We start from the raw sequence: 26,346 nt of genomic DNA, 5'->3' as shown, positions 1-26,346 counted from the left end.
AGCCTTCCTCAAAATATAGATGAGCTTTTCTTTGCAGAAGATGCACCACTTCGAAAAGAATATAATAATCTATACAGGGCACTATTTAAAAAGCCGGATCAGTATATAAAGATAATCGAAGCGTTAAGCTCTGAAAACAAGGGAATCAGCAGAGCGGAAATAGTTGAGAAGACAGGAATTGCCAGTTCCGGCGAATTCTCTAAAAAATTACAAGAACTTGAAGATTGCGGATTTATCAGAAAATATTTACCTGCTGGCTATAAAGAGCGAAACGCTATTTTCCAATTGATAGATAACTACACGCTTTTTTACCTTAGATTTTTAAAAAATAATTCATTTGATGATCATTATTGGCAGGTTCAAAGTAACAGTCCTAGTATAAATGCATGGAGTGGTGTGGCTTTTGAACGTGTTTGCCTGGAACATGTACCTCAGATCAAGGCTGCATTAGGAATTTCAGGAGTGCATGCGGAAGTAAATGCATGGAAATGTGATGCTGATAAGAAGAAGGGATTACAAGGATCTCAGATAGATTTGCTTATCGTGAGAGATGATCAAATCACCAATGTATGTGAAGCAAAGTACTCAAAAGCAGACTATCGAGTTGATGCTGCATTTGATAAAGACATGAGGCGTAAGATATCTGATTATATGGTTGAAAGTAAGACTAAACATGCTATTCATGCGACTTTGATCACCAATTACGGCATTGTAGAAAACGAGTATTCAAGCGAATTGCAATCAGTCATCACTGGAGAAGAATTGTTCAAATAATATTTGAAGCATAGCTGGTTTTCTCACTTTCCTTCATCTGCAATAACAATATTTTACATAAACTGCGGGTGTTTAACGAGCCTATAGCTGTTGTCACTAAGGATATCAAGCACTATATCGGCTTCCACAGAGTACTTTAGGCAGGTATGCGCATTATATAAATCACTTAGATCAACGAATTTCTCTGCTTTTTCGTGTGATATATTCCCAGTTTTCATCTTCCTTTGTATTAGCCTGTCTCTGAGCATTCCTTCATCAGCCCTGATGCTTATTGTAAGATCTGACAATCCCTTAAGTTCCTTCCATCCGGGTTTATCAAGAAGAAGATAATTGCCCTCCAGAAATACGATGTCACCGCTTACCATTGTGACATCCTCAACAGGATTGTGAGTAAGTCTGTCGTATTCCGGCCATTCAACGGTCTCACCGCTTGCGACCTTCATTGTTCTTTCCAACAATTTTTCGAGATCGAAGGTCTCCGGACAGCCTTTCAGTTCAACCATCTTGTAGGTTTTACCGTCACGCTCCATGTCATGAGTCAGGAGATAGTCCTGATACCTGTGGAAACCGTCCATCCCTATTGTTGTTATGGGCGTGAGATCATTATTTGATTCAGACAAATGTTTTAAAAAACTTAGCAGCGTGCTTTTTCCTGCCCCGGGAGGTGCAGCCAACATTACCAATACCCGTTTCTTCTTTTCTTCGTATAGCTTATTTGCGTATTTAAGTATAGGGATAAAAATATTCTCTATGTTATCATCAGTAAAATCGACATTGACCCCTATACCGTTTATCTCAGTTTTGTAGTTCATGATATTTTCCCTAATATAAGTGTGTTTAAACAGATGAACGAGTTCTGCATGTTATAATATCATTTTAGATCCTACTTCTTTAAAAATAAATGGAGGCTTTTAAATGAAGACAGTATTATGCTACGGAGATTCAAATACATATGGATTTGACCCTCGCAATGGGCTAAGATACCCTTCCGATATCCGATGGACCGGAAGATTACAGCAATTATTAGGACAGGATTTCATGGTGATAGAAGAGGGATGCAACGGAAGAACAACTGCTTTCGATGATCCAACAGAGCCTTGGAAAAACGGGCTTCCATACCTTAAGCCCTGCCTTAACACCCATAAGCCGATAGACATAGTAATACTTTTGCTTGGGACTAATGATCTTAAAAATTGTTTCAATGTTTCAGTTAAAGAGATAGCAGAGGGTGCCGGAAAGCTTGTTGATGTCATCAAGGAATTTACCGCTGATAAACAGGGTTTTATCCCAAAAATCATTTTGGTATCTCCACCGGAAATAGGTGAAGGAATAAAATCATCTCCATTCAGCGAAAAGTACGATGAAGATGCAATAGAAAGTTCCCGCAGCTTCCCTGAGTATTACAAAAAGATAGCCGAAGATAAGGATTGTATTTTCCTGAAAGCTTCAGACTACGCAGAACCCTCAAGGGAAGATTCTTTACATTTGGCTCCGGAGGGGCATGAGGCATTAGCTGAAGCACTATATAAGACTATCATTTCTAACTTGTGAAGGTAGGAGCGTGCTTGTTAAGATACGGCAAAATGAAGTAGCCAATGTGTTTGATGAAGTGACACAAAGATTTGACTCATAGTTGGCAGAACAGCCGACCTGTTATTACTGAGATTCAGTTTAACGGATCGGCTGTTTTACTACAAGTTCACCTGTGAACAGTAACAAAAAATAAAGGCAGGATAGCCATAATTCTTATAAAGGATTACGGCTATCCTGCTTTTATCTGTTACAATATAGATAGTTATTGAAGATTCCCTTCATGATATGGCTGTTTTTATAAAGATAAGGGATACAAATCCAGTCTTTGATGAGATCAAGGGAACCGGGAAGATAGGTATTCCCGCAGTTGTAACTGAGGATAAATCCGTATTAATAGACTGGGAAGGATATCTCAAGCAAAAGAGACTGCAGATAATTAAATCCGGACAGTCATGTTCATTTCAATAAATCTTTTCTTATGGGCGAAGGAGTGAACAGATCATGTTGAAAGTAACATATTTTGGAACCACAACTTTATTGTTTGATGATGGGCTAGACCAGGTCCTTTTTGATGCCCATATCACTCGTCCATCGCTTAGCAAATACATAGCAGGAGCCAAGGCGAGCACAAACAGAACATTATGTGATGAGCTTATAAGTCTGCACAATATCGACAGACTTCGTGCGGTTTTTATTTCACACACGCATCACGATCATGTTATGGATGCTCCATATATAGCCAATAAATGCAACGCAAAAATTTACGGAAGTGAGTCCGCACAAAACGTCGCACTGGGCGGAGACGTTCCGGCAGAGAATATTACCGTGTTCAAACATGACGATATTTTTGATATAGGTGACTATAAGATTCGTATCCTGAATTCTCTACATTCCAAACCGACTATACTCAATAACGATCTTGGAGTACCCATCAAAGAACACCTGACACAGCCTGCCGGTTTAAGAGACTATAAAGAGGGCGGCTCTTACGATTTTTATGTAGAATATAAAGAGAAGAAGATCCTGATCCGTCCAAGTTTCAATTACATAGAAGGACAGCTTGATGATATCCGTGCCGATGTCTTATTTCTTGGTGTCGCGGGCCTAGCAAAAGCGGACCCTGATATGGAGAAAACCTTCTTTAAGGAAACTGTAGAAAAAACCGGAGCAAAACTGGTGATTCCCATTCATTGGGATAATTTCTTCTCCCCCTTAGACCGGCTGATTGAGGGCATGCCGCATATAATCGAAAATACAGGTGTAGTCTTCTTTAAGACCGCCAAGTACTGTGAATCACATGATGTGAATTTTCTTATTCAATATCCACGCACGAGTATTGAGATTTGATAATTTGCCGTACAAAGAAGACCTTACCGGAATTGATCCGGTAGGTTCTTTCAGCTTATTCAAAATAATAAAGGCTTCAAATTTTGTGATATCATTAATAAAGATACATTAGGTCGGAATAGAATCCGAAAAGAAAACAAGGAAAAACGGAGGTATTGCAATGATCGGAAGACAGGTCATCAAAATAAACAAACCATTCACACTTGAAGAACTGGCTAAGTTCATGGAGGAAAACTGGGACACAGAGCAGTTCAGTAAATTCAAAGTCGGAAAGCCGACAGCGGCATCAATCGGTGAATACATTCTTCTTCCTGCGACGCATAGATATCTTGTGATCGTATATCCAAAGGCTGCCGGCGGATTCTTCAACAAAGAAAACAAGGTTGTTCTCTCCACCGCGGATACCCCGGAAAGCGCTCGTCAGGCAATCGCAGAATATTTTCCTGTAAAAGGCGCCATCTTTAACCTATGGCAGACAAGCCAGGTGCTTAATGCCGAAAAGGAAAGAAAAGGACCTGCGGAAGAGGTGCTCCAGGCATACACGGCACACATGAAGGATATACTTGGTAAGAATGGATTATTGAAGTAAAAACACATGAGCAAAATATTTGTAATACCGGATGTACATCTAAAAACCTGGATGTTTGAAAAAACATCAGAAATCTTATTATTCCGTTATGGAAAAGAGTATAAGGGACAGTTTAATGTGAGAATTCCATCAAAGCTCCATAGGATGGCAGTAATATCTGCAAGAAAGAAGAATATATCACTGAACGATTTTGTAAGAACCGCAATTGAAGATGAATGCTCGAAGTCAATAATGGAAGCATAAGTAAAGAAATCAGAAGCAATAAATAATATGAGGCTGGAGGAGCATAATATATCATTAAATCAAAGGGACTCTCGCACTAAAATGTGCAGCAGCCCCTTTTTTATTTCATATTACATCAAAATGCACCTTCAACTGATCAACATTACTTATACATTCCGCTCGTAATAAAGTCTGCGCAATGTTGTTGCAATGTTGCGCAATGTCAAAAAATACAAAAAATGCCCCTTGGGTAAGGGGCCGTGGTGTGTGTGTATTTTAAAGAGGGGAATAGAACTCTTTAAAAGCAAATAAGTATGGCGATGAAAGACAAAGTTGAATTACCTGCGGATTTAATATACTTGTTATTTAAACAAATCATCTATAGGCGTCTTTGCAAGCCATTGTATAGCTGCCTTTTTCATTATATATACATCTAAGTGTTAATTTACTAGAAAAATATTCTCTACCGTTTTTTGTATTTTATCAAATACAATCATAAATACTTTTATTCAAAATGATAAAAAGCAAATCTAAAACTCGTAAATTTCACTCTTTTATATCGTTTCTATTTTTAGTCAGAAATATTCTTAAATTTCCCCAAAATTTTTGCATTGATATATATATATATTACAGTGTTTCAGCTTGTGTATAGCAAAGAAAAATATGATTTCTTTGATTTATATTGAAATCTTATCTATCTCAACTATGTAGATATAAATCAGAAAAATCCAGAAACATATCTTTCAGCAAGCAAGAAAGAGACCGGTTATAAAGAAAAAACCACATTTTGAAGTTTTTTCAAATTTTTTTTGAAAAAGTGAAACTTTTCTGAAACCACGAGTGTCTATATAAGAGTAACCAGAAAAATTCAAAAAAAGAGGTAAGTAAGTATGAGAAAAGTAACTTTAGCAATGTCAACAGCAATTATTGCAATTGCAGCAGGTTTTACAGCCATGGCCGGAACTTGGAAAAATGATGCCAATGGCTGGTGGTACGACGAGGGTAATGGCTCATTTCCAAAGAATACCTGGTCATGGATTGATGGAAATAATGACGGCGTATCCGAGTGTTACTACTTTGATGGTAATGGCTATTGTCTTATAAACACTACAACGCCTGATGGATATTATGTGAATTCAGATGGCTCCTGGGTTTTAAATGGTGTTGTAAAGACCCAGGATTCCGATTCTTCAACCGATACAAAAGTCACAAAATCAACTGACGTTGTTACAGGAAAGATCACAATTGGTGAATCTAAGAAAAAGAAAAACAAGAATTCCTCAAAGAATAAAAACGATGATTACGACTATGAAGATTATGAGGACGATAACGAGGATGACGATGAGGACAAATCATCAAGCAACAAGAATTACAAAAGCAATAAATCCAGTAAATCAAGCTCAAACAAACAAAACATGCTTGATTTAGAACCAGAGAGTTCAAAACAACTCAGAAAAACTGATTCTGAGGTAACCCTTCGTGGTGAAGAATGGAAAAACGGCAGGCATTTCTTCACCTCTGCATGGTTTCCGGAATCATATGCAGAATACTATCTTGGCAAAAAATACAAAAAACTCACAATGAAAGTAACCCCATATACCAAAAATAGTAACTATTGGGAAGGCGTCAAGGCTGAATTAACTATATCAAATGCCGATACAGAAGAAGTTTTATTTTCAAAGGAAATAACTGATTCGACTAAACTACTTACGGTTGAGGCTGATGTTACAGATGTTGATTATATCCGCCTTGATTATCGCATGACAGATGCAGATTCAGAAGTGTCATTAGGAAATCTCCTAATGAAAGATGCCATCTTAAGCAAGTAATCATAAATAAAGAATCGAGGAGCCATGACAAACTCAGAAATCGTCCTTGAATTACAGCAGGGCAAAACTGAAAATTTTCAACTATTATATGACAACACCATAAATTACTCTGTTTGTATCGCCAGAAAGTATCTCGGAGAAAGAGATATGGATGTTGAAGATATAGTGCAGGATTCTTATGTTTCTGCCCTGAAACATATTAATGAGCTTGAAGATCAGGCAAAATTTGATAAATGGCTTGGCCGGATTGTTGCTAACAGAGCATTGAACTGGAAAAGAGATAAGCTTTCTAAAGTTTATGAGCTCACCATAGATAACGACGAGAATCCCATGGATTTTGAAGATGACCGCGTCAATTACAATCCATCACTGGTGGCTGACAAAAAAGCCACCGCAGAGGTTGTAAACGGTATCCTGGCTTTGATTCCTGAAGCTCAGCGCGATGTGCTGCTAATGTTTTATGGGCAGCAGTATTCCATAAAGGAAATATCCGACAGCATCGGAAAGCCGGAAAATACAATCAAAACCTGGCTCAGACGTGGAAGACAGAACATAGAAGCCCATAAGCAGGACTTTATAAAGCAGGGCATCACCCTTACAGGTATTTCCGTATTTGTTCTCATCAAGACCATGTTCGATACAGATACGTCTATGGCGATGCAGTTGGGAGCATCAGGATTAGCAGCGACTACTACTGCCAATTTTTTGTCCGGAGCTTCATCAGCTGCCGGAATAAGTGCAGCAACCGGAGCTGGAAGTGCAACTTCTGCCGGTGCTAGTGCAGTAGCAGGTGGTACCGGAATGAGCGCAGCAACCGGAGCCGGAAGTGCAGCTTCTGCCGGAGCAGCCGGTGCCACTACTGTCGGTGGTGCCACGGTTGGTGCCGCCGCAGCACATGCAGCAGGAGGAGCACTTGTTACAAAGATAGCAGCGGGAGTTGCCGCCGTGGCAGTAATCGGCGGCGGTGCCTATGGGATAACAAATGCAGTTTCACCTGTACCGGAGACCAAAGCAGAGACAACAGCTGCATTAGAGGTTATTGGGGAAACTGATGCGGTAGAAGAAACCATGATGGAAACCATTGAAGAGACGGTGGCTGAGTTACCTAATGCAGAGTTAAACCGTCAGGTTCTTGCTGAATACAGAAAGATTCTTATGGAAGATACGGATTTCATGGTAGATGAGGTTAAAGGAGTCTATCCTAGTTTCGGTGTAGTAGATATAGACAAAGATGGAATCTATGAGCTCGATATCTACAATGGAGAATATCATACATATTTAATGGCAGAGTATCTGCTCTACTATAACGAGGTTGCACAAAAAGTAGAAAAAATCACCTCCGGAGTTTCTGGCATAGGAATCCTCCCGGATAAACAATTCTATTCCTATTACGTACATGGAGGCATTACATTTGACCTGTTTGAAAAGCAAAACGGTGAATGGATCCGTACTGAAGAATTGTATGGGGAATTAGACTTTGACGGAAACATACATCAGGATGAAAAGATAGATGAATATATGAACTCTGAAATTTCATCGGTTGATCATGTTGAACTTAACGAAAAGAACATTGAAAAATATCTTTCCGATAATGGCATTTCTACAGAAGTAAGTAAAGCTGATCGAGAAAAAATAGATAAGCTGATTTCTGAAATTGATGAAAGTGTATTATATACAGATTCCCATGAGGATGCCTATCAGGAATATTATGGTGATTATTCAGCAGATCCGTGGGGACAATACGATAGCAGATTACAGTCTTACAATTACTGCAAAAAGGGTGACATAGTGGTAAAAAATACAATCTGGGATAATGATATAATAACCTGCTATCGTTTAAATCCAGACATAAACCCGGGTACTGAAAACGGAAAAAATCCGGAGGACACTGCGATTTATATTAAGGCAGAAGATTTTAATGGAAATGATGACTATATCGAATACGAATTCTACCTTAATGACGGAAAAATCTTTTTAATCCGTAAAGAAGGTCGGGTATTGGGTCAATATCTCGACGGTGCAGATATACAGAGTGTTTATGAAGAATATAAGGATGACTGGGGTCATCTGTTGGAATCAGCATTCCCGGGAGCGTTAGGAATTGATTATGATCCGGCATGGATAGCCATTACTATAGGTTATTCGGATACTGATAATACCATCTCATTTGATGGAAGTAAGTATGTTATTAAATCCTATGAAAATGAGTACGTGATTGATAAAGATACCATGCTTGATTCTACAGATGAAAATTTTTATCTACCGGAATATCAGGATGGTGATACCGCCATGGAATGGTTTACGCGATGTTTGAATACGGAAAAAGACTATATGTTTGCTAATTATGTTGTAAAAATGACAGGCAATCACATTGACACTATTCAATATGCCTTCTGGCCTTGCTGATAACTTCACTATGGTTTAAATATTTCGGATTAGTAACACTTAAACTCAAAAAGACAATGCCGTATATACGCTTCTGAGTACTCTCATTAAAACATGGGATACTCAGAAAGCTACGGTCTGATACATTATACTAAAAAAAGGATTTAATTATGACAGAACTTGAAATATCAAAGCTGGTGGAAGATGCGTCCAGAAAAAACAAAGAAAAAAACAGAATGATGGATAGCGACGGAGTTTTTTCACGTAAATCCGACACAACAAATAACAATTATAATTTTCTATCAGGTATTGCAAAGGTTTTAGAGCCCGGAAGTTTTTCCTATAAACTATCCAAACGAATGGAACAGTTACCTATACCCAAAAGAAACAAATATCTATCTTTTGTGGGAGCGGCTATTATTTCTTTAATCTTTTTCTTAATGTTAATTCCCATAACATTTGATGCTTATAATAAAGAATCAAAAGCTAACTCAAAATCTGTAAGCACAAGTATCAAAACCAATGAAGAAACTATCCCTAAGGAAACATTAAGTAACCTAACAGACACGGTTAATTCTTCTGTTTCTTCTAACGTTCAGGATACACCAGTTGAGGAAGCTGCCATTCCGGAATCAATAAGCAGCTATATGAATACTGATAGTATTTCTGCCCCTTCGGATACTGCAATGGAAAGCAGCTCTTTTATTGAAGAGACGGATTCTTTAAATTCAGAATCATATGCATCATCTCCCCTTAATGTTAATATGGACGAAGAGATACAGTATATACGAGCACTATATAAATACACAAATGACAACCAGGGATCATATAGTGTAGGTACAGATCCCTTCTATCAGATAGGAAACGGAGTCTTTTACTATTACGGTGATATTCCAGTAAAAAGCATTGTAAAAAATGGTGCATATACAGCTGAAAGCTACTATCTGAATCCAGGTATCGGTGACATTGTAAATAGCATAACTACTCCGGAACAGCATTTAGTATTTGTTTTTGCATATGATACAAACGGGAATGAATACAGAATCTATTTTAAGGATCAACAGATAATTCGTTATATTGGTCCTGATCATATTGAAAATGATAATCCTGACGGTGACAGCATTCATGAACTTTTAGAGAAGAGCGCTTCACTTAATGGTGGCTCTAATATCCATACCATTCTTTCGATGGTTGTTCCGGGGGTAAACATTTTTTAATTCCATGATATAAGTGTAGATAGAAAAATCATAAAAAGAGGTAAATACATATGAGAAAACTAAATATAGCAATTTCAACAGCAATTATTGCAATTGCAGCAGGTTTTACAGCCATGGCAGGAACTTGGAAAAGTGATGCCAATGGATGGTGGTACGACATGGAAAACGGCTCATATCCAACTAATAAATGGGAGTGGATTGACGGAAACAATGATGGTGTTTCTGAGTGTTACTACTTTGATGGCAACGGCTATTGCCTTGTCAACACTACAACCCCTGATGGATATTATGTTAATTCAGATGGTGCCTGGGTTGTAAACGGTATTATACAGACAAAAAAGAACGATTTGACTGCTCTTGCAATAAAGGAGTACAGAAATGCATTGCTCAATAACACCTGAAATATCCACGGACAGCAGGCACAGGAGTTTGCAGTTGTCGACCTTTATCATGATGGGGTAAAGGAAGTGTTTGTAAGATGCAGGGATAATGTTCATGATGATTATTATGCTTATGCTGCACATTTATCAACATTCATGTGTTACTCCAACGGACTTAAGGCTTATCGTTTTGGAGACGAAGATTGCTCCATTGAGTTATTCGCCGCTGTAAATCCTTTTGATGGACGTGTTCTGGTTGAGCGATCCAGAGGAAAGAATACTCTTACCTTATATCAGTTCAAGAATGAAACTTTAATTGAGCTCGATTCAGTTTGTGTCCCATATATGACAGAAGAAGAAAGGATACAGGCTAAAATGGGGCCATATGCAAATCTGTTCCGTCTTAACTATGTGGATATGACTCAGGAAAATCTGGATACATATCTCTCAGGAAATGGACTGGAAACCGGTTATACCGAAGTTTTTTCAAATATCTAATTAGGCGTATAAACTTCACTAACCCAAAACATCGACTCTAAATTAATTAAATTAAAAAACACAATGGAGAATAACTCATGAAAAAATATAGTTTTGCATTTTTAACAGCAATCATTGCAATTACAGCAGGTTTTACAGCCATGGCAGGAACTTGGAAGAATGATGCCAAGGGCTGGTGGTACGACAACGGAGACGGAACATACCCAACGTCATCATTGCACTGGATTGATGGTAACAACGATGGTGTAGCTGAATGTTACTATTTTGATTCTGAGGGTTATCTCGTCACAAACACCCGGATACAAAAATACAATCATGATGTTGACCAAAATGGAGCAATGTTAAACTATGATGGAATGGTCATGACTCTACACATTTCTCCTGAAGATAATATGGATACAATCTCAGGCGTATATTCATTTAAATCCGGAGAGAGCGCAGGGGAAATAATAATCCCCGATGAACGTGATATGTGGGCCTATGTACAAAAAAAGGATGAATCAACCATAACGGTTACCCGTTATGGTGAAACCATAGAATTTATTAGAATAAATGAAAAAACTTATGATAATATGTCCGGCGAAGGCGATATTATCATAGAATCCGACGGTACTCTTACAATAATGATTGCTTCAGAAGAGTCTCATTATGTAAAATGTTCATAATCTAACCCGAAACTTGATAATCAACAGAACATCGAAACTAGAGCTCGATTATATTTTTTGAGGAGTGTGATCATGGATTACACCCCTCTTTTTTATTTCTTTTTACATCGAAATATATCTTCCGCTGATCAATATTACTTATACATTCCTCTCGTAGTAATGTCTGCGCAATGTCGCGCAATGTTATTGCAATGTTACGCAATGTCTAATAAACAAAAAAATGCCCCTTGGGGAAGGGGCCGTGGTGTGTGTGTATTTTAAAGAGGGGAATAGAACTCTTTAAAAGCAAATAAGTATGGAGATGAAAGACAAAGTTGAATTACTTGCGGATTTAATATACTATCCGCTTAAATCCTTGTATAATATATAAAAATTTAAAAGTTATGAAAAAAAGCTATATCCTGATACGAATTCATGATGAGCAAAATCGCTTTAGCTGATCAAGCGCTTCTGCTCGATGTTTTTAATGCGGAGAAACGCAATGAAAATAAGCTCTCTTAAATATTTTGTGGCAATTGCCGAAAGTGGTTCCTTTAACCAGGCCGCCAAAAAACTTTATGTGGCGCAGCCAAGTCTTACCAAATCTATCCAACTGATGGAAAATGAACTAGGCATCACCCTTTTTGAAAGAAACAAATCCGGCATCAAACTGACTCCTGAAGGAGAGAAGATATACAGGGAATCTCAGATAATACTTGATTATTATGATGGATGGATGCATCTTTCCTCCGGAAATGAACCCATGACCATCTATGCCTACGCCCACATCTCACTTGTAGGATTCCTTATTCCAAAACTGCATATCCCCTTCCAAAGGAGTCATGCCAATGTTCTTTTAAAATACCAGACAGATGCCGCTCCGGAAAAACAGGTTTCTACCAAAAGTACCGGTCCGGCTCTTGCGATCTGCCTTAATAACCTAAATGACAGGGACACTGCATTTGACACAAGCGGGTTCAAAAAGATATCTCTGATGAAGGGCTACTACGGTTGCCTCGTCAATAATAAAAGCCCCCTTGCTAAATACAAGGCACTGCATTTTTCTGATCTTAAAGGCTATTGTCTGGCTTTCCCGAGTAATTCATCAAAATTTGGTGAGGATGAAGTATCTGAAATCCTGGCGTATTCCATGCTGTCAGCATTTATACCTGACCTCGTTAAGGAAATCACAGTTAATAATGTTATGACCGTGGACTCAGTACATACCGTAATCAAAATGGCCAGCGAACAGCCCGATGTATTTGCGGTGAGTTTCTACCCGGCCAATAAACGCTATACCGAAGTCGAACGCGGCGGAATGACTTGTGTGCCATTTTATGAGCCGGAAACAATTGGTGAGATAAGTCTTGTTTACTCGGAGAAATATTATAAGAGCATGCCAGCCTACAGGGATCTGGTGGAAATGATAAAAACCGAAGCTGCATCATTTCTTGAAGAATCTTTATAAAAAGCATAAGGAACTTGTAAAATGTCCTACAATATTTTTCTCATAAACCATGTATAATACTTATTGTGATAAAAGCTATCCCTCATAGCGATTCACAATTGTCCTACAAACACTACCGGCGCATATAAGCTGTATATCACCATACAAGCGGATGCCGGTCAGTGTTTCGCCGGACATTAACGAGATAGACATTATTTATGGGGAAATATAAAACAAGAGAGGTCTTCATTTATGAGAAAAAATATCAAAGTGATAGCAATGGCATTAGTTTTGGCAGGAGCTTTGGCTGCATGTGATAATGCAGCCGGTGTACCTGAAGCAGCATCCACACAGGCTGAAACACCGGAACAAACAGAAACTTCTGTCCCGGACGAATCGGCAGAGAAGGATGATACTGCAAAGAGTGAAAAATCATCTGACGAAGAAGGCTCATCAGAAGCAAACGAAAAAACAGCTGATTCAGAAAAGGGAGCATCAAATGAGCTCGTTGGTCTTGCGAATCCATGGCGGGATATCACTTATGACGAGGCATTTGAAGTTGTGGCAAAGCTTTTCAAAGCACCGGAAGGAGCCACAAATGAAAAATGGAGTATTTGTGAATCCGTAGCAGATCCATCAGGTGTTCCGGGCCCACTGGTTCAGTTATCTTTTGACCTTGACGGAATGAGTTACACTGCAAGAGAGCAGGTAACAGGTGATAATGCAGAAGACATTTCCGGCATGTACTTTGAATGGACCAGCGCCGAAGACATTACCCTTGCAAGCTGGGCTGACGGGCAGATGGAAGGAAAGTACTATAGATACATCGGCGAAAAGGAATGTGCCGATGTCATCACCTGGTACGACATCGAATATGGCGCATCTTATTCTCTCAGCGTAACAGCGGAAGACCTTGACGGTTTCGATCTTCAGGCTGTAGCTGAGGCAATGTATGACCCATCAACCCAGCCCGGGTTCAATGCTCCCGACGAAGAAGAGCAAACTGTTAAATAAAACGCAGGATGCTATTTATCAGGTAGATAATCAGTTACTATTATAGGATTTAATAAGGCACAAAAAGCAGACGGGAAATCTTAGTGTACGTCCCCCATCATTAGACCAATAATCTAATGATGGGGGCTTCTCATTATCTAAGATTTACCGTTTGCTTTTTTGCTTAACAATACAAATGCTAAGTTGTATTGTTTTTCGAAACATTTCCTGCTAAAAGTTAATTTCATACCAAAATGGAACTATTTTTCACTCATAAAAATCGCCTAAAATCAAGGGCTGTTGTACATTTGCTATATTTTTCGGGATTTAAGCGCCATTTCTGTGTGATTTATATCAGTTTTACAATACAACTTTTAGAATTTTTTGTCTTGTATTGTATTGCTAATGAACAAAGCCGCTGATAAACTACGTTCAACGAGTTGTGAAAAACAACAAAAATAGTGAACAATCAATAAATGGAGGTTTTGTAATGAGAAAAATTCTAAGAAAAGTTGCGGCCGTTGCAGCGTCCGTAGCTATGGTAACCGGACTTACAGCTTGTGGTAGCAGTACACCCGCAGCACCTGCAGCAGCAAGCGGACAGACAGCCGCTGTTGACAACAAGGACATTAAGATCGGCGTATCTATCTGGTCTTCAACAGACGTTCTAGGATCACAGTGCAAGCAGATCATTGATGAGGCAGCAAAGTCTCTGGGAGTTCAGGTTCAGTATGTTGACCAGGGCCATGTTTCCGAAAAGGTAACAGCTTCTGTTGAGCAGCTTGCAGCAGCCGGCTGCCAGGGAATCGTAATCTGTAACTCATCTGATACAGAAATGACTTCAGCCATCAAGACATGTAACGACAACAAGGTTTACCTTGCACAGTTCTTCCGTGTCATCTCTGAGACCAACAGCCCTGACATTTATAAGGCAGCTACAGATTCACCATATTACGTAGGAGCAGTTCATGAGAACGAGCCTGAGAACGGAGAAAAACTTGTAAACATCCTTCTTGATAAGGGCGATCGCAACATCGGTCTCATCGGTTGGGAGCAGGGCGATGCAACCTGGCTCGGTAGATGGGAAGGCTATAAGGCAGGAGTTGAAAAGTGGAATGCTGAGCACCCGGATGATCAGGCAAAGCTTTCCGAGCCCCAGTACGCAGGTACAACATCAGAAGGTGGTTCAAAGGCAGCCGAAGCTCTGATGTCTGCAGATCCATCACTTGATGCGCTTATCCCTGCAGGCGGCGGCGGAGATCCTCTTCAGGGAGCTATCGCAGCAGTTGAGCGTGCAGGAAAGACACAGGATATCGACATCGTATCAACAGACTTCCTCCCTGACCTCGGAGAGAGACTTGAGAATGGTTCAATGGCAGGCGAGTCCGGCGGACATTACTGCGATCCTCTTATCGCATTCATGATGGTTTACAACGCTATCAAGGGTAACTACACAGGATTTGAAGGTCAGTTCAACGATGTTCCGTTCCCATATCTCTATGTTTCATCCGCTGATGATTACAAGGCTTATGAGAAGTACTTCGTAGACCAGCTTCCATACACAGATGAAGAGCTTGTTTCAATGTCTGAGCTTTCATTCGACGGACTTAAGGAAGCAGCCGCTAAGATTTCTATCGAGGATGCAGCTGCTCGTGCAGGAAAATAAATACTAAATCTATTAAGAAACATCATTTGAGCCGGTATCGAGCTTAGGCACAGATATCGGCTCGAGTTTTAAAAACATCTGTCAGGTTTTCGAAGAAGACCTGACATGCAGCATCAGCCATTCGCTAAACGAATTTTCTCCGGGCTGATGTTTCCAAAATACAGCCCAGGCTTTTACCGTAGAGAATCATACAGGCCGGGCTTCCCACAGATAAATAAACGAGGTAACAAAATGAATTCTTCCGCTGTAACAATGGATCAAAGAAAGATCGAAGGAAGCCTTCGCGGTTATTTGATTTTACTCTTACTGGTTGTGCTTTCCTGGGGTATCTTCAAGATACTGACTCCACACAATTTTGGATCATTTAACAATATGCTCAGCTATTTTCAGGCCAGCCTCATCGCAAGCGTCGGTGCTGTAGGTTTCTATTTTGTAATGGTCATGGGCATGTTTGACTTCTCAATCGGCGCAAACATAATGCTTTCCGCCATCGTCGGCTGCGTTTTCGCAACAAAGCTTGGCCTCGGGTATGCAGGTCTCATCATAGGAGCTTTGCTCTGCGGATGCCTGGTAGGACTTTTCAACGGAAGCTTTTATGTAAAGCTTCATATCCCGTCCATGATCGTAACCACAGGTCTTGCTCTCATTTATGAAGCAGTTGCAAACTACATTGCAGGCGGAGTTGAGCAGACCTTATCAGCTGATCTCAGAATGTTCGGACAGATGCCCGGAGATATCATCCTTGCACTGGTTGCTTTTATCGTGGCTTATGTATTCCTTAACTATACAAAAATCGGTACATATACCTATGCCATCGGCAGCAACGAATTTGTAGCAAAGAACATGGGTATCAATGTCAATAAATATAAAGTTCTGGCATTCATCTTAAGCGGTGGCTTTTTAGGCATCATGGCAGTTCTGACCATAAGCTATGGTTCCTCAATGGTCGCTGTAACCGGCATGGCATCCATGAGCCGCAACTTCATCCCCACCATGGGCTGCTTCTTCGGAGTTGCCTTCAAGAAATACGGCATTCCTTTACAGGCCATCATCATCGGAGAATTTATCATCAACATCATCTTTTTCGGTTTTATTGCATTAGGCGCCCCTACTGCAATTCAGGATGTAATCACAGGCTTTGCGCTTCTGATCATCATCACAGTAACCACAAAGATCAATAAGGGCGAAATTGTAAAGTGATTCAGGAGGGTACAATGAGCGAGGTTCGTTTAGAGGTAAAAAATCTTTGTAAGTCCTTCGGTATCACGAAGGCAGTTAAGAATGTTTCTTTCAATATCAATAAAGGAGAGGTTCATGCCCTGATCGGTGAGAACGGCTCCGGAAAGTCAACATTAACAAACATGTTGACCGGAATTTACAGCATCGACAGCGGTATCTTCGTACTGGACGGAGAGGAAATCCATCCGAAGAATCAGGTGGATGCCAACAACCATGGCGTTTCTATCATAGTCCAGGAGCTGGGAACCCTTTCAGGTCTTACCGTAGCCGAAAATATATTCCTGGGACATGAAGAAAAATTCGTGAAGTGCGGAATCAAAAACACAAAGCAGATGATCAAGGAGGCTAATGAGCTTCTCCATAGCTACGGTTTCGACCGCATCAAAGCCCAGCGAATGATCGATGACTACAACTTCGAGGATAGAAAGCTGGTTGAGATTGTAAAGGCAACTTATTTCGATCCAAAGATCGTTGTTATAGACGAGACCACAACAGCTCTTTCCCAGGAGGGAAGAAATGAGCTCTACAAGGTCATGGACAAGATAAGAGAAAAGGGTAATACCATAATCTTTATATCTCACGATCTTCAGGAAATTCTTGAGCGCTCCGATACCATCACAATCCTTCGCGACGGCGTATATATCGACACTGTAAAGAGCAAGGATGTAAGCGAAGAGGATCTGAAGCGTCTCATGGTAGGCCGCGAAGTAACAGGAGATTACTACCGTTCAGATTACGGCAGCAAGGTATCCGACGAAGTCGTACTCTCAGTAAAGGATGTTTCAGTCCCGGGACTTTTAAACAAGCTTGATTTCGAACTTCATAAAGGCGAGATCCTCGGCTTCGGAGGTCTTTCAGAATCCGGAATGCACGAAGTAGGCAAGGCCATCTTCGGTGCTTCCTATGACAGAACCGGTTCCGTAAAGCTTTCAGACGGCACCGAGATCAATGATATCCCCACAGCTATTCAGCACAGCATCGCATATACTTCAAAGGACAGAGATAATGAATCCGTTGTACTTAATCAGAGCATCATGGACAACATTTGCCTGCCATCTCTTGATGATCTTGCAGACAAGAGACATATGTTAAGCGATAAAAAGCTTAGAGACTTTGCAGATAAATTCGCAAAAGACATGTCGGTAAAGATGGTAAATGTCGATCAGTTTGTATCTGATCTTTCCGGCGGAAACAAGCAGAAGGTAGTTCTCGCCAGATGGATAGGCAAGGATTCGGATATCGTCGTACTGGACAGCCCGACAAGAGGTATCGATATCAAGGTAAAGCAGGATATATATCAGCTCATGGACAGAATGAGAAAGGCAGGAAAATCAATCATCATGATTTCCGAAGAGCTGATGGAACTTATAGGAATGTGTGATCGTATCATCATCATGAAGGACGGAATGATCAACGGACAGATCGAAAGAAGCGAGACACTGGATGAAAACAATCTGATCACAATGATGGTTTAAGGAGGAATTATGGTGGCAGTGAGTAAAACAGAGATGACAGCAGCAAAAGAAAAGAAAACAGGAAATCTCTCCATGATTTCCGCAGTCAAGACATATCTTCCCATCGTTGGCCTGATCATAGTATTTTTGGTATTTAATGTTCTGACGAATTTCAGAATGGTCAAAAATATGCCCCTTGTTCTTTCCCAGGTATATGTGACCATGATCGCCACAACCGGTGTGTTTTTTATCATGACCATGGGGGGCCTTGATTTTTCACAGGGATCAATCCTCGGAATAGCATCCATAGTTGTATGTATGGTGTCCAGGGTAAACATTCCACTGAGCATCATATGCGGTATCCTCACAGGAGCACTGATCGGTGCATTCAACGGATACTTCTATGTATACCGTAAGATAAAGTCCTTTATCGTTACCATCTGTACAATGTTTCTGTTCCGCGGTTTCATCAAGTACCTGACAACCAATGCTCCGGTTGCGGGATCAGCTGCTCTTATCAATTTCGATAAAACAGAACTGAAAGTAGCTCTCACACTGCTTGTTCTTGTAACAGGTTTTGTACTCTTCAGATTCACCAAATTCGGAACTTATCTGAAAGCTATCGGAGCAGGCGAAAAGGCAGCAATGTTCTCAGGTATCAGAACCGACAAAATGAAATTCTGGGTTTATGTACTTTCCGGAGCAATCACAGGTTTTGCGGCATTCATAAATGTCATCAAGGTTGGATCCGTAACATCTTCAGGCGGAAGCCAGTTGGAGACACAGATCCTTATCGCCCTGGTGCTTGGAGGGATGCCTATTTCAGGCGGTGCCAAGGTACGTTTTGAAAATATCATCGTAGGTTCGCTTCTGTATATCGTACTTAACAGCGGACTCACCATGATGGGATTCTCAACTCAGATGATGCAGCTTATACAGGGAATCGTATTCCTGGTATTTGTGGCAGTTTTTGCAGACAGGAAATCATTACAGGTCATCAAATAACCGACCCAAAACCTGTAACCCCTTGTAAATATCTTTTTTACGAGCCAACAGGATCTGCACCTGTGTCAGATATCAAAGCCGGAAAACATCATTTACAGATGAGTAGTGAAGAGTAAACAGAATGAGCAAAGAAAACCAAAAGCATATCAACGAAAGCTTAAAATATCAAAAACTGTATAAATGGGGCCGTACGCTTATCATGAGTGGCGTCATCAAAAACGGCGACAAGTTCATGTCCGAGCATGTACTGGAAAAGAAGTTTGGTTACTCCAGGCAGACTGTTCGTATGGCCCTTGACAAAATGGAACAGGAAGGGCTCATCCAAAGGGTCCGCGGCAGCGGAACCTACGTTTCCTACCATACTGATGCGGAACCTGAGGGAGATAAAAAGCCGCATATAGGTTTGATTCTGAGCTATTTTGCAGATTATCTGTTTCCGGAGGTCTATGCCGGAATAGAATCGGTTATGAAGGAACAGGGGCTTCAGATCGATGTAGCCATTACAAAAAATCATCTCAATGAAGAAACCATGTTCCTTGAAAATTTCCTGAAGGCAGGCGTTCAGGGCCTGATCATAGAAGGTACACGTACGAGCTTCCCGAATCCCAATCAGAGATTGTATAAAGAAATCAAAAGGAAGAATATTCCAACTATCTTTCTCCATAATCATTATTCAAACATCCATTTCGACAGTGTTGAAATGTCTGATGCAAAAAGCAGCTATGAACTGACTAAGCATTTGATTGAAAATGGTCACAGAAAGATCGGGGGAATGTTTAAGTCGGATGATATGCAGGGAATGGAACGCTATCGCGGCTATACAGAGTGCCTGTCCGAATTGGGGCTTCGCTTTGACGACGACTGGGTACGCTGGTACACCACAAAGGACATGGAGGATAAATTCAGCAAGAAAAGTCTGATGTCATTCTATCGCAGAACAAAGGAGTGCACAGCCCTTGTTTTCTACAATGACGAGATCGCATATCGATATATAGACTTTCTTACCGAACGAGGCGTGAAGGTGCCGGAGGATGTTTCCATTGTTTCCTTTGATGATGCGAAAATGCAGGAGTCAGGAGAGCTGACGATTTTATCGGCAGTACACCCGAAATTCGAAATGGGAAAACTCACTGCCCAAAATCTCCTCCGCATGATGAAGGATCAAAACTGGACTCATCATGACAACTCTTATCAGTTCCCTGTTTCATTTAATCAGGGTAATTCAGTCAGGGATATAAGAGAGCGTTAATGAAACGCTGCGAAAAGTGTATAGCTCACATTTTTTGATTTGAATCCTATATAAGAGTCACTATAAATGTTAAGGACTCTAAGTTGTAAAATCGTTTTTTTAAACTCAGCAAGTAACATCATACCATTGAGAAGTGAAACCTCAGGGATGAAACTCCCGGAAAGCAGCCCTTCAATAGACTGATGTTGCAAGACAGAAAGAAGGAAGAATTATGAAAAAGTTATATTTTGTAGTCGGCAGTCAGGATCTTTACGGAGATGAATGTCTCCGTCAGGTTGCAGCGGATGCTGCCGACATGGCATCATTTTTAAACGATAAATTGAAGGAGATAGTATCAGTTGAACTCCTTCCCACAGTTGTTGATTCAGAGACATGTATAGAGGATCTCCGCAAAGCATCTACCGACGATGACTGCGTAGGTGTCATCACCTGGATGCACACCTTCTCACCGGCAAAGATGTGGATCAAGGGACTTCAGGAGCTTCGTAAGCCTCTTTTACACCTTCACACACAGCATAATGAGAAGCTTCCCTATGACAGCATTGACATGGACTTTATGAATCTCAACCAGTCAGCTCACGGCGACCGCGAGTACGGCTTCATCGTAGCACGTCTCGGAATCCCGCACGAAGTTGTGGCCGGTTACTACAAGAATGAGAGTGTTCTCAAAAAGATCCGTCAGTTTGCAGAGGTGGCGAAGGCTATCGACTATTCACATCATTTAAAGGTTGCATCCTTCGGAAACAACATGCGTGAAGTTGCTGTTACAGACGGCGATCGTGTTGAGTCTCAGATCCGTTACGGCTGGGAGTGCAATTATTTCGGTATAGGCGATCTGGTTAAGATCATGGCTACTGTCTCCGAAAGTGAAGTAGATGCAAAAATGGCAGAGTATGAGTCAAAATACACCATGAAAACCGATAATGTAGACTCCGTTCGTGAACAGGCAAAGATGGAAGTGGCTCTCGATAAGTTCCTTGAAAAGAATCATATCGGTGCATTCGCAGATACCTTCCAGGATCTTCATAATCTTAAGCAGCTTCCGGGTATTGCAGCACAGAACCTTATGGCAAAGGGCGTTGGATTCGGACCTGAGGGAGACTACAAGATCTCAGCATTATCCGCTGTTCTCATGAAGATGGCAGAATCAAGAAAGGGTGCTACCGGCTTCATCGAGGATTACACCTATGACCTTACAGAGGGTCAGGAGGTGGAGCTTGCTTCTCACATGCTGGAGGTACCGCCTGCATTTGCGGCAACAAAGCCTGAGATTCAGGTTCATCCTCTGGGCATCGGCGGAAAGGAAGATCCGGCACGTCTTGTATTTGACGGAGTAACCGGCGACGCAATTCAGGTAACCATGGTGGATATGGGAGACCGTTTCCGTATCATCTGCGCAGATATCGAGCTTGTAAAGCAGGCAGCGCCCATGCCTAAGCTTCCGGTTGCCCGTATCATGTTCCGTCATAAGCCAAACTTCGAGATCGGTACCGAGGGCTGGTGCTACGCAGGCGGAGCTCATCACAGCGTCATATCAACAGCATTAACAAGAGCTGATATCGCCCTTTTCGCAAAGCTTACAGGCACAGAGCTTGTTACTATCGGCGAGGATACAAGAGAAGCAGATCTCCTTCATCTGGGAGCCAGGTAAATCTGCATCTGTATGTAAAATTTAACCGTAACAGTTTATCCGATGATACATGGGGACAGAGGTGGTGTTTCACTATCCGGACTGTTACAAATTAACAGTAAAGGTCTTGGTCATCAAAAGGGTTGGCTGGTATATGACACGCAGAATAATGGTTGAAGGTAGTCTGCGTGTCTAAATCGGTCTATTTTTGAAGAATTTGACACGCAAAAAACGATATAAAGGTAATCTGCGTGTCTAAACTGATCTGTTTTTGAAGAATTTGACACGCAGAAGAACAAAAAAAATCAATCTACGTGTCTAAACAAATCTGCGGATAGAGGAGATATATCAATTATGGGTACAAAAGAAAAAATACTGGAGGGAAAAACTGCTCTTGGAATAGAGTTTGGTTCTACCAGAATCAAAGCAGTTCTTACTGACGATAAAGGACATGTTCTCGCCACCGGGTTTCATGATTGGGAAAACCGGCTGGTGAATGATATTTGGACCTACACCATGGAGGATATTCACAACGGACTTCGGGGATGCTACAGCTCCCTGGTAAAGAACGTAAAAGAGCAGTATGGCCTGATCCCCGAGACCTACGGTGCTCTCGGCATCAGCGCCATGATGCACGGAATCCTGGCTTTCGACAAGGACGGCACGCTTCTCAGCCCCTTTGAAACTTGGAGAAACAGCAACACAGAGCAGGCAGCCGATGCACTTACAAATGAGTTTAAGTTCAACATCCCTCTTCGCTGGACCATCTCACACATCTACCAGATGGTACTGGAGGACAGAAGCTTCGTGAAGGATTTCTCCTTTGTAACTACGCTTGATTCATTTATTCACTGGGAGCTGACAGGAGAGAAGGTTACAGGTATAGGCGATGCTGCAGGAATCTTCCCGATTGATTCAGAGAAGCTTGACTACGATGAAGAGATGATGTCAAAGTTCGATACTCTCATCAAGGACAAAGGTTATTCTTGGAAGCTCCGGGATATTCTCCCTAAAGTTCTAGTGGCAGGCGAGCAGGCCGGAACATTAACGGAAGAAGGCGCTAAGCTTCTGGATGAAACCGGCACCCTGAAGGCAGGCATTCCCATGTGTCCTCCCGAGGGAGACGCAGGAACAGGCATGGTGGCTACCAATTCTGTAGCACCGGGCACCGGCAACGTATCCGCAGGCACAAGTACCTTCGCAATGCTGGTACTTCAGCAGGACAAGAAGCTCTCAAAGCTCTATCGCGAGATCGACATGGTAACAACTCCCGATGGCTATCCTGTAGCGATGTCACATGCCAATAACGGAACTTCGGATCTCAATGCCTGGGTAAATCTCTTTAAGGAGTTTTCAGAGCTTATGGGGTTCAGCGTTGACATGGGCGATTTATATGGAAAACTCTATACCAATTCTTTAAATGGAGACAAGGATTGCGGCGGACTTCTGCCATATGGATATTTCTCGGGAGAAGGCATTACACATTTAAATGAAGGAAGACCTTTATTTGCCCGCACACCTGACAGTAAGTTTAATCTTGCAAACTTCATGAGAGCCCATCTCTATACATCACTTGGAGCTGTAAAGCTTGGTCTCGATATCCTTTTGAAGGATGAGAAGGTACCGGTCAAGAGCATTACCGGCCACGGCGGACTTTTCAAAACAAAGGGCGTTGCCCAGAATTATCTGGCAGCTGCAGTCAACGCTCCGGTAACTGTTATGGACACCGCAAGCGAGGGCGGCCCATGGGGTGAAGCGCTTCTGGCACTTTATATGCTCCGTAGAAAGGATACAGAAACTATAGGAGATTTACGCGTAAAGGATACCGGAAGCCTCGGTGATTTTCGCGGAAAAGATGCCGAAACCCTCGGTGATTTCCTTGCGAAAGAAATCTTCGCAGACCAGTCCGGAACCACAGTTTCACCGGATCCCGCCGACGTAGAAGGCTTCGAAACCTTCACACAGCGATATAAAGACGGCATAGCAGTTGAAAAAGCAGCTGTTGAGACCATGAGATGGTGAGGTAGGAGAAAGGACTATTCATTTAGACCCATATCACAATATACCTGATATTGGGTCATGGAAGTGCGGATTCTCTATGACCTATATCGCAAATATCGATTTATAGGTCACTGAAGTGCACGATTATCTTTGACTCATATCGCAATATACCTGATTTTGAGTCATAGAAGTACGGATTTTCTATGACCCATATTGCAAATATCGGATTATAGGTCAATGAAGAGCACGATTATCTTTGACTCATATTGCAATATACCTGATTTTGGGTCATAGAAATGCGGTTTTTTCTATGACCCATATCACAAATATCAGATTATAGGTCACTGAAGTGCACGATTATCTTTGACTTATATTGCAAATATCAGATTTCGAGTCAAGAAAAGATGATGATATGATATTGTGCGTTATTGGAGTATTCGTCTGACTGAAGAAGTATTGTATGAAAAGCCATCAGTAATATGGTAATGACCCATATTCTATATTAATAATCGATAATATTAAGAGAAAATTCCCTCCGGAAGGAAGCTTAAAATATAAAGCTGTCTTCCGGAGGGGATTTTATTGTGTTAACCAGAGTTAGCCAGGTTAATGGCGGTGAAATAGTAGATATTGTATATCCACATATAGTCTGAAAACAAACAATATGCAAATCTGTTTGTCTGTGATATGATTCTGACGTTCAAAAACATTCGACGATTATAATCTTATAAGTTCTTATGGAATGATCATTCCCGAAAATCATATTGACGGGGTTTACAAAACTAAAAAAAACAATTATTCTAAAGGTATCAATTGATACCCACGCGAGGAGGGTAATTTTGACCGAAGATACGAAAACTCGTATAGAATCGGAATTAGACGTCAAAGCTTATATTCAGAATCTAAAATTTGCTTTAAATAACGGTGCACAAATAAATTTTCAAGCACATAGACGTGTTGATGAAGACAGAGAAGAGAAATATACAAACCAGTATACAGTAAATACTTTATTTCCTGATGAGAACCCTGTGGATGCTTTGAAAAGAGAACTCTTAACTCTTACTGTACTAATACTTCCCACATGAATAAGTGCCGGAAAGCCTTATTCTAAGTGGGTTTCCAACAATAAAATAGCGTAGTCACAACCCAGCTGTGATATAATTAAGTTGCTGACAAAATCATTCACAACATAGGAGTGCTACGCTATGAATACTATATCACAGTCTGAGATATTGCTTCAAGATGCTACGAACGAAGTCGGTTCTTTCCTCCGAAAATATCAGGTATCTGATATTCTGAAACAGTGCAATGGTTACAAGCAGAAAGGCTTTTCAGTGATCCAGCTGTTTGCCTACCTGGTAACGCTGATGTTCCAGCCGTTAAGCACATACATGTCCATGCGTGTCGGTGCTTATAAAGAGCCATTCTCCAAGAATACAATCCGCCGGTTCTGCAATAATGCCTCGATCAATTGGCACAAGTTCCTGCGAGTTCTCTCGCAGAAGCTTGTAGTTGAATTCATGCGGCCTGCTACTTCCGATGACCGGGAAGAATTCTTCATCATTGATGATACACCTTTCCAGAAATCCGGGAAGAAGACGGAACTGGTAAGCAGGTTCTTCAACCATGTCAGCATGAAATATGAACTGGGCTATCGCATCCTGACATTGCTCTGGACGGATGGCTATTCCAACGTTCCGGTCGATTTTGCGCCGCTGTCCTCTGGGAATGAGAAACTGATCATTTCCAAAGCAAAGGAATACGATGGCCGTACACTTGCAGGAAAAATCCGGAAGCAGGCATGTATGAAGGCCCCGGAACTGATCCTTCAGATGCTCTCTCAGGCTATTGCTGCCGGCCATACCGCAAAGTATGTGCTTTTTGACAGCTGGTTTGCTACGCCGAAGGGGATCATGGACATCAAAGACCGACTGCATATGGATGTCATCGCCATGGTGAAAAAATCCGGCAAAGTCTACTATGAGTATGACGGTGAGCAGCACGACGTTAAAGAAATCTTCTCCCGCAGCAAAAAGCGTAGAGGCCATTCAAAATATCTTCTTTCTGTAGAGGTCAATCTCTTACAGAAAAAGTACGGCAAGATCCTGGAGCGCATACCGGCAAAACTTGTCTATGTCCGTAACAAGGCAAATAAGAAAGACTGGATTGCCATCATCTGCACCGATACGACGCTTTCGGAAGAAGAAATCATTAAACGGTACGGATACCGCTGGAACATTATGC

General features: G+C 41.2%; 24 protein-coding genes. 23 read left to right on the top strand and 1 reads right to left on the bottom strand.

The window, feature by feature from the left end; all coding sequences use genetic code 11:
• On the top strand, positions 1–774 hold a 774-nt coding region (locus T357_RS21535; RefSeq protein ID WP_031555178.1), incomplete at its 5' end, for an ATP-binding protein.
• Between the two features lie 53 nt (positions 775–827).
• Here the strand turns inward: T357_RS21535 and T357_RS0117065 are convergent.
• Complete coding sequence (locus tag T357_RS0117065) at positions 828–1,586, bottom strand: nucleoside/nucleotide kinase family protein (protein WP_031555176.1); 759 nt, start codon at positions 1,584–1,586, stop codon at positions 828–830.
• Between the two features lie 103 nt (positions 1,587–1,689).
• Here T357_RS0117065 and T357_RS0117060 point away from each other — a divergent pair, with 103 nt between their 5' ends.
• From T357_RS0117060 to T357_RS0116955, 22 genes are all read left to right on the top strand, one after another.
• Complete coding sequence (locus tag T357_RS0117060) at positions 1,690–2,325, top strand: SGNH/GDSL hydrolase family protein (RefSeq protein ID WP_031555174.1); 636 nt, start codon at positions 1,690–1,692, stop codon at positions 2,323–2,325.
• A 267-nt stretch (positions 2,326–2,592) separates the two neighbouring features.
• Positions 2,593–2,775 carry a hypothetical protein gene (locus tag T357_RS19565; RefSeq protein ID WP_049962537.1) on the top strand — a complete coding sequence of 61 codons (183 nt, stop codon included), beginning with the start codon at positions 2,593–2,595 and terminating at the stop codon, positions 2,773–2,775.
• Positions 2,776–2,808: 33 nt separating this feature from the next.
• Complete coding sequence (locus T357_RS0117050; protein WP_049962536.1) at positions 2,809–3,654, top strand: MBL fold metallo-hydrolase; 846 nt, start codon at positions 2,809–2,811, stop codon at positions 3,652–3,654.
• Between the two features lie 160 nt (positions 3,655–3,814).
• Entirely contained in the window at positions 3,815–4,243 is a 429-nt protein-coding gene (locus tag T357_RS0117045; protein WP_031555171.1) for a hypothetical protein, read from the top strand.
• Positions 4,244–4,249: 6 nt separating this feature from the next.
• The gene (locus T357_RS0117040) at positions 4,250–4,486 is read left to right on the top strand and encodes a toxin-antitoxin system HicB family antitoxin (RefSeq protein WP_031555168.1); all 237 of its coding nucleotides are present in this window, start codon (positions 4,250–4,252) and stop codon (positions 4,484–4,486) included.
• Positions 4,487–5,355: 869 nt separating this feature from the next.
• The gene (locus T357_RS20630) at positions 5,356–6,294 is read left to right on the top strand and encodes a hypothetical protein (RefSeq protein WP_049962535.1); all 939 of its coding nucleotides are present in this window, start codon (positions 5,356–5,358) and stop codon (positions 6,292–6,294) included.
• 24 nt (positions 6,295–6,318) lie between these two features.
• Positions 6,319–8,700 (top strand): RNA polymerase sigma factor, encoded by a 2,382-nt coding sequence (locus tag T357_RS0117030; protein ID WP_031555163.1) that lies wholly within the window; start codon positions 6,319–6,321, stop codon positions 8,698–8,700.
• A gap of 149 nt (positions 8,701–8,849) precedes the next feature.
• On the top strand, positions 8,850–9,896 hold the full coding sequence (locus tag T357_RS0117025) for a hypothetical protein (protein WP_031555161.1): 1,047 nt from the start codon (positions 8,850–8,852) through the stop codon (positions 9,894–9,896).
• A 50-nt stretch (positions 9,897–9,946) separates the two neighbouring features.
• The gene (locus T357_RS0117020; RefSeq protein WP_031555159.1) at positions 9,947–10,297 is read left to right on the top strand and encodes a hypothetical protein; all 351 of its coding nucleotides are present in this window, start codon (positions 9,947–9,949) and stop codon (positions 10,295–10,297) included.
• Positions 10,298–10,363: 66 nt separating this feature from the next.
• Positions 10,364–10,774, top strand: a complete 411-nt coding sequence (locus T357_RS0117015) for a hypothetical protein (RefSeq protein WP_031555156.1) — start codon at positions 10,364–10,366, stop codon at positions 10,772–10,774.
• 77 nt (positions 10,775–10,851) lie between these two features.
• Positions 10,852–11,439 carry a hypothetical protein gene (locus T357_RS20625; RefSeq protein ID WP_031555155.1) on the top strand — a complete coding sequence of 196 codons (588 nt, stop codon included), beginning with the start codon at positions 10,852–10,854 and terminating at the stop codon, positions 11,437–11,439.
• A 481-nt stretch (positions 11,440–11,920) separates the two neighbouring features.
• Entirely contained in the window at positions 11,921–12,886 is a 966-nt protein-coding gene (locus tag T357_RS20620; RefSeq protein WP_031555153.1) for a LysR family transcriptional regulator, read from the top strand.
• A 231-nt stretch (positions 12,887–13,117) separates the two neighbouring features.
• The gene (locus tag T357_RS0117000) at positions 13,118–13,879 is read left to right on the top strand and encodes a hypothetical protein (protein WP_031555151.1); all 762 of its coding nucleotides are present in this window, start codon (positions 13,118–13,120) and stop codon (positions 13,877–13,879) included.
• A 469-nt stretch (positions 13,880–14,348) separates the two neighbouring features.
• On the top strand, positions 14,349–15,524 hold the full coding sequence (locus T357_RS0116995; protein WP_031555149.1) for a sugar ABC transporter substrate-binding protein: 1,176 nt from the start codon (positions 14,349–14,351) through the stop codon (positions 15,522–15,524).
• A 231-nt stretch (positions 15,525–15,755) separates the two neighbouring features.
• Positions 15,756–16,724 (top strand): ABC transporter permease, encoded by a 969-nt coding sequence (locus tag T357_RS0116990; protein ID WP_031555147.1) that lies wholly within the window; start codon positions 15,756–15,758, stop codon positions 16,722–16,724.
• A 14-nt stretch (positions 16,725–16,738) separates the two neighbouring features.
• Positions 16,739–18,238, top strand: coding sequence for a sugar ABC transporter ATP-binding protein (locus tag T357_RS0116985; protein WP_031555145.1), 1,500 nt, complete (start codon positions 16,739–16,741; stop codon positions 18,236–18,238).
• A gap of 72 nt (positions 18,239–18,310) precedes the next feature.
• Complete coding sequence (locus T357_RS0116980) at positions 18,311–19,222, top strand: ABC transporter permease (RefSeq protein ID WP_442944867.1); 912 nt, start codon at positions 18,311–18,313, stop codon at positions 19,220–19,222.
• Between the two features lie 121 nt (positions 19,223–19,343).
• On the top strand, positions 19,344–20,471 hold the full coding sequence (locus tag T357_RS0116975; protein ID WP_031555141.1) for a GntR family transcriptional regulator: 1,128 nt from the start codon (positions 19,344–19,346) through the stop codon (positions 20,469–20,471).
• A gap of 211 nt (positions 20,472–20,682) precedes the next feature.
• Positions 20,683–22,122: an L-arabinose isomerase gene (araA, locus tag T357_RS0116970; protein ID WP_031555139.1), complete on the top strand. Its 1,440-nt coding sequence runs from the start codon at positions 20,683–20,685 to the stop codon at positions 22,120–22,122.
• 333 nt (positions 22,123–22,455) lie between these two features.
• Positions 22,456–24,123 (top strand): xylulokinase, encoded by a 1,668-nt coding sequence (locus T357_RS0116965; protein WP_031555137.1) that lies wholly within the window; start codon positions 22,456–22,458, stop codon positions 24,121–24,123.
• 818 nt (positions 24,124–24,941) lie between these two features.
• Positions 24,942–25,187, top strand: coding sequence for a hypothetical protein (locus T357_RS0116960; protein ID WP_242840142.1), 246 nt, complete (start codon positions 24,942–24,944; stop codon positions 25,185–25,187).
• 120 nt (positions 25,188–25,307) lie between these two features.
• On the top strand, positions 25,308–26,346 hold a 1,039-nt coding region (locus T357_RS0116955), incomplete at its 3' end, for an IS4 family transposase (protein ID WP_044917206.1).

Source organism: Oribacterium sp. FC2011 (assembly GCF_000701645.1).
In the GTDB taxonomy this organism is placed as follows: Bacteria; Bacillota; Clostridia; order Lachnospirales; family Lachnospiraceae; genus Oribacterium.
Note: the sequence above shows the minus strand (reverse complement) of the source record. Positions and strands in the feature narration are given on the sequence as shown.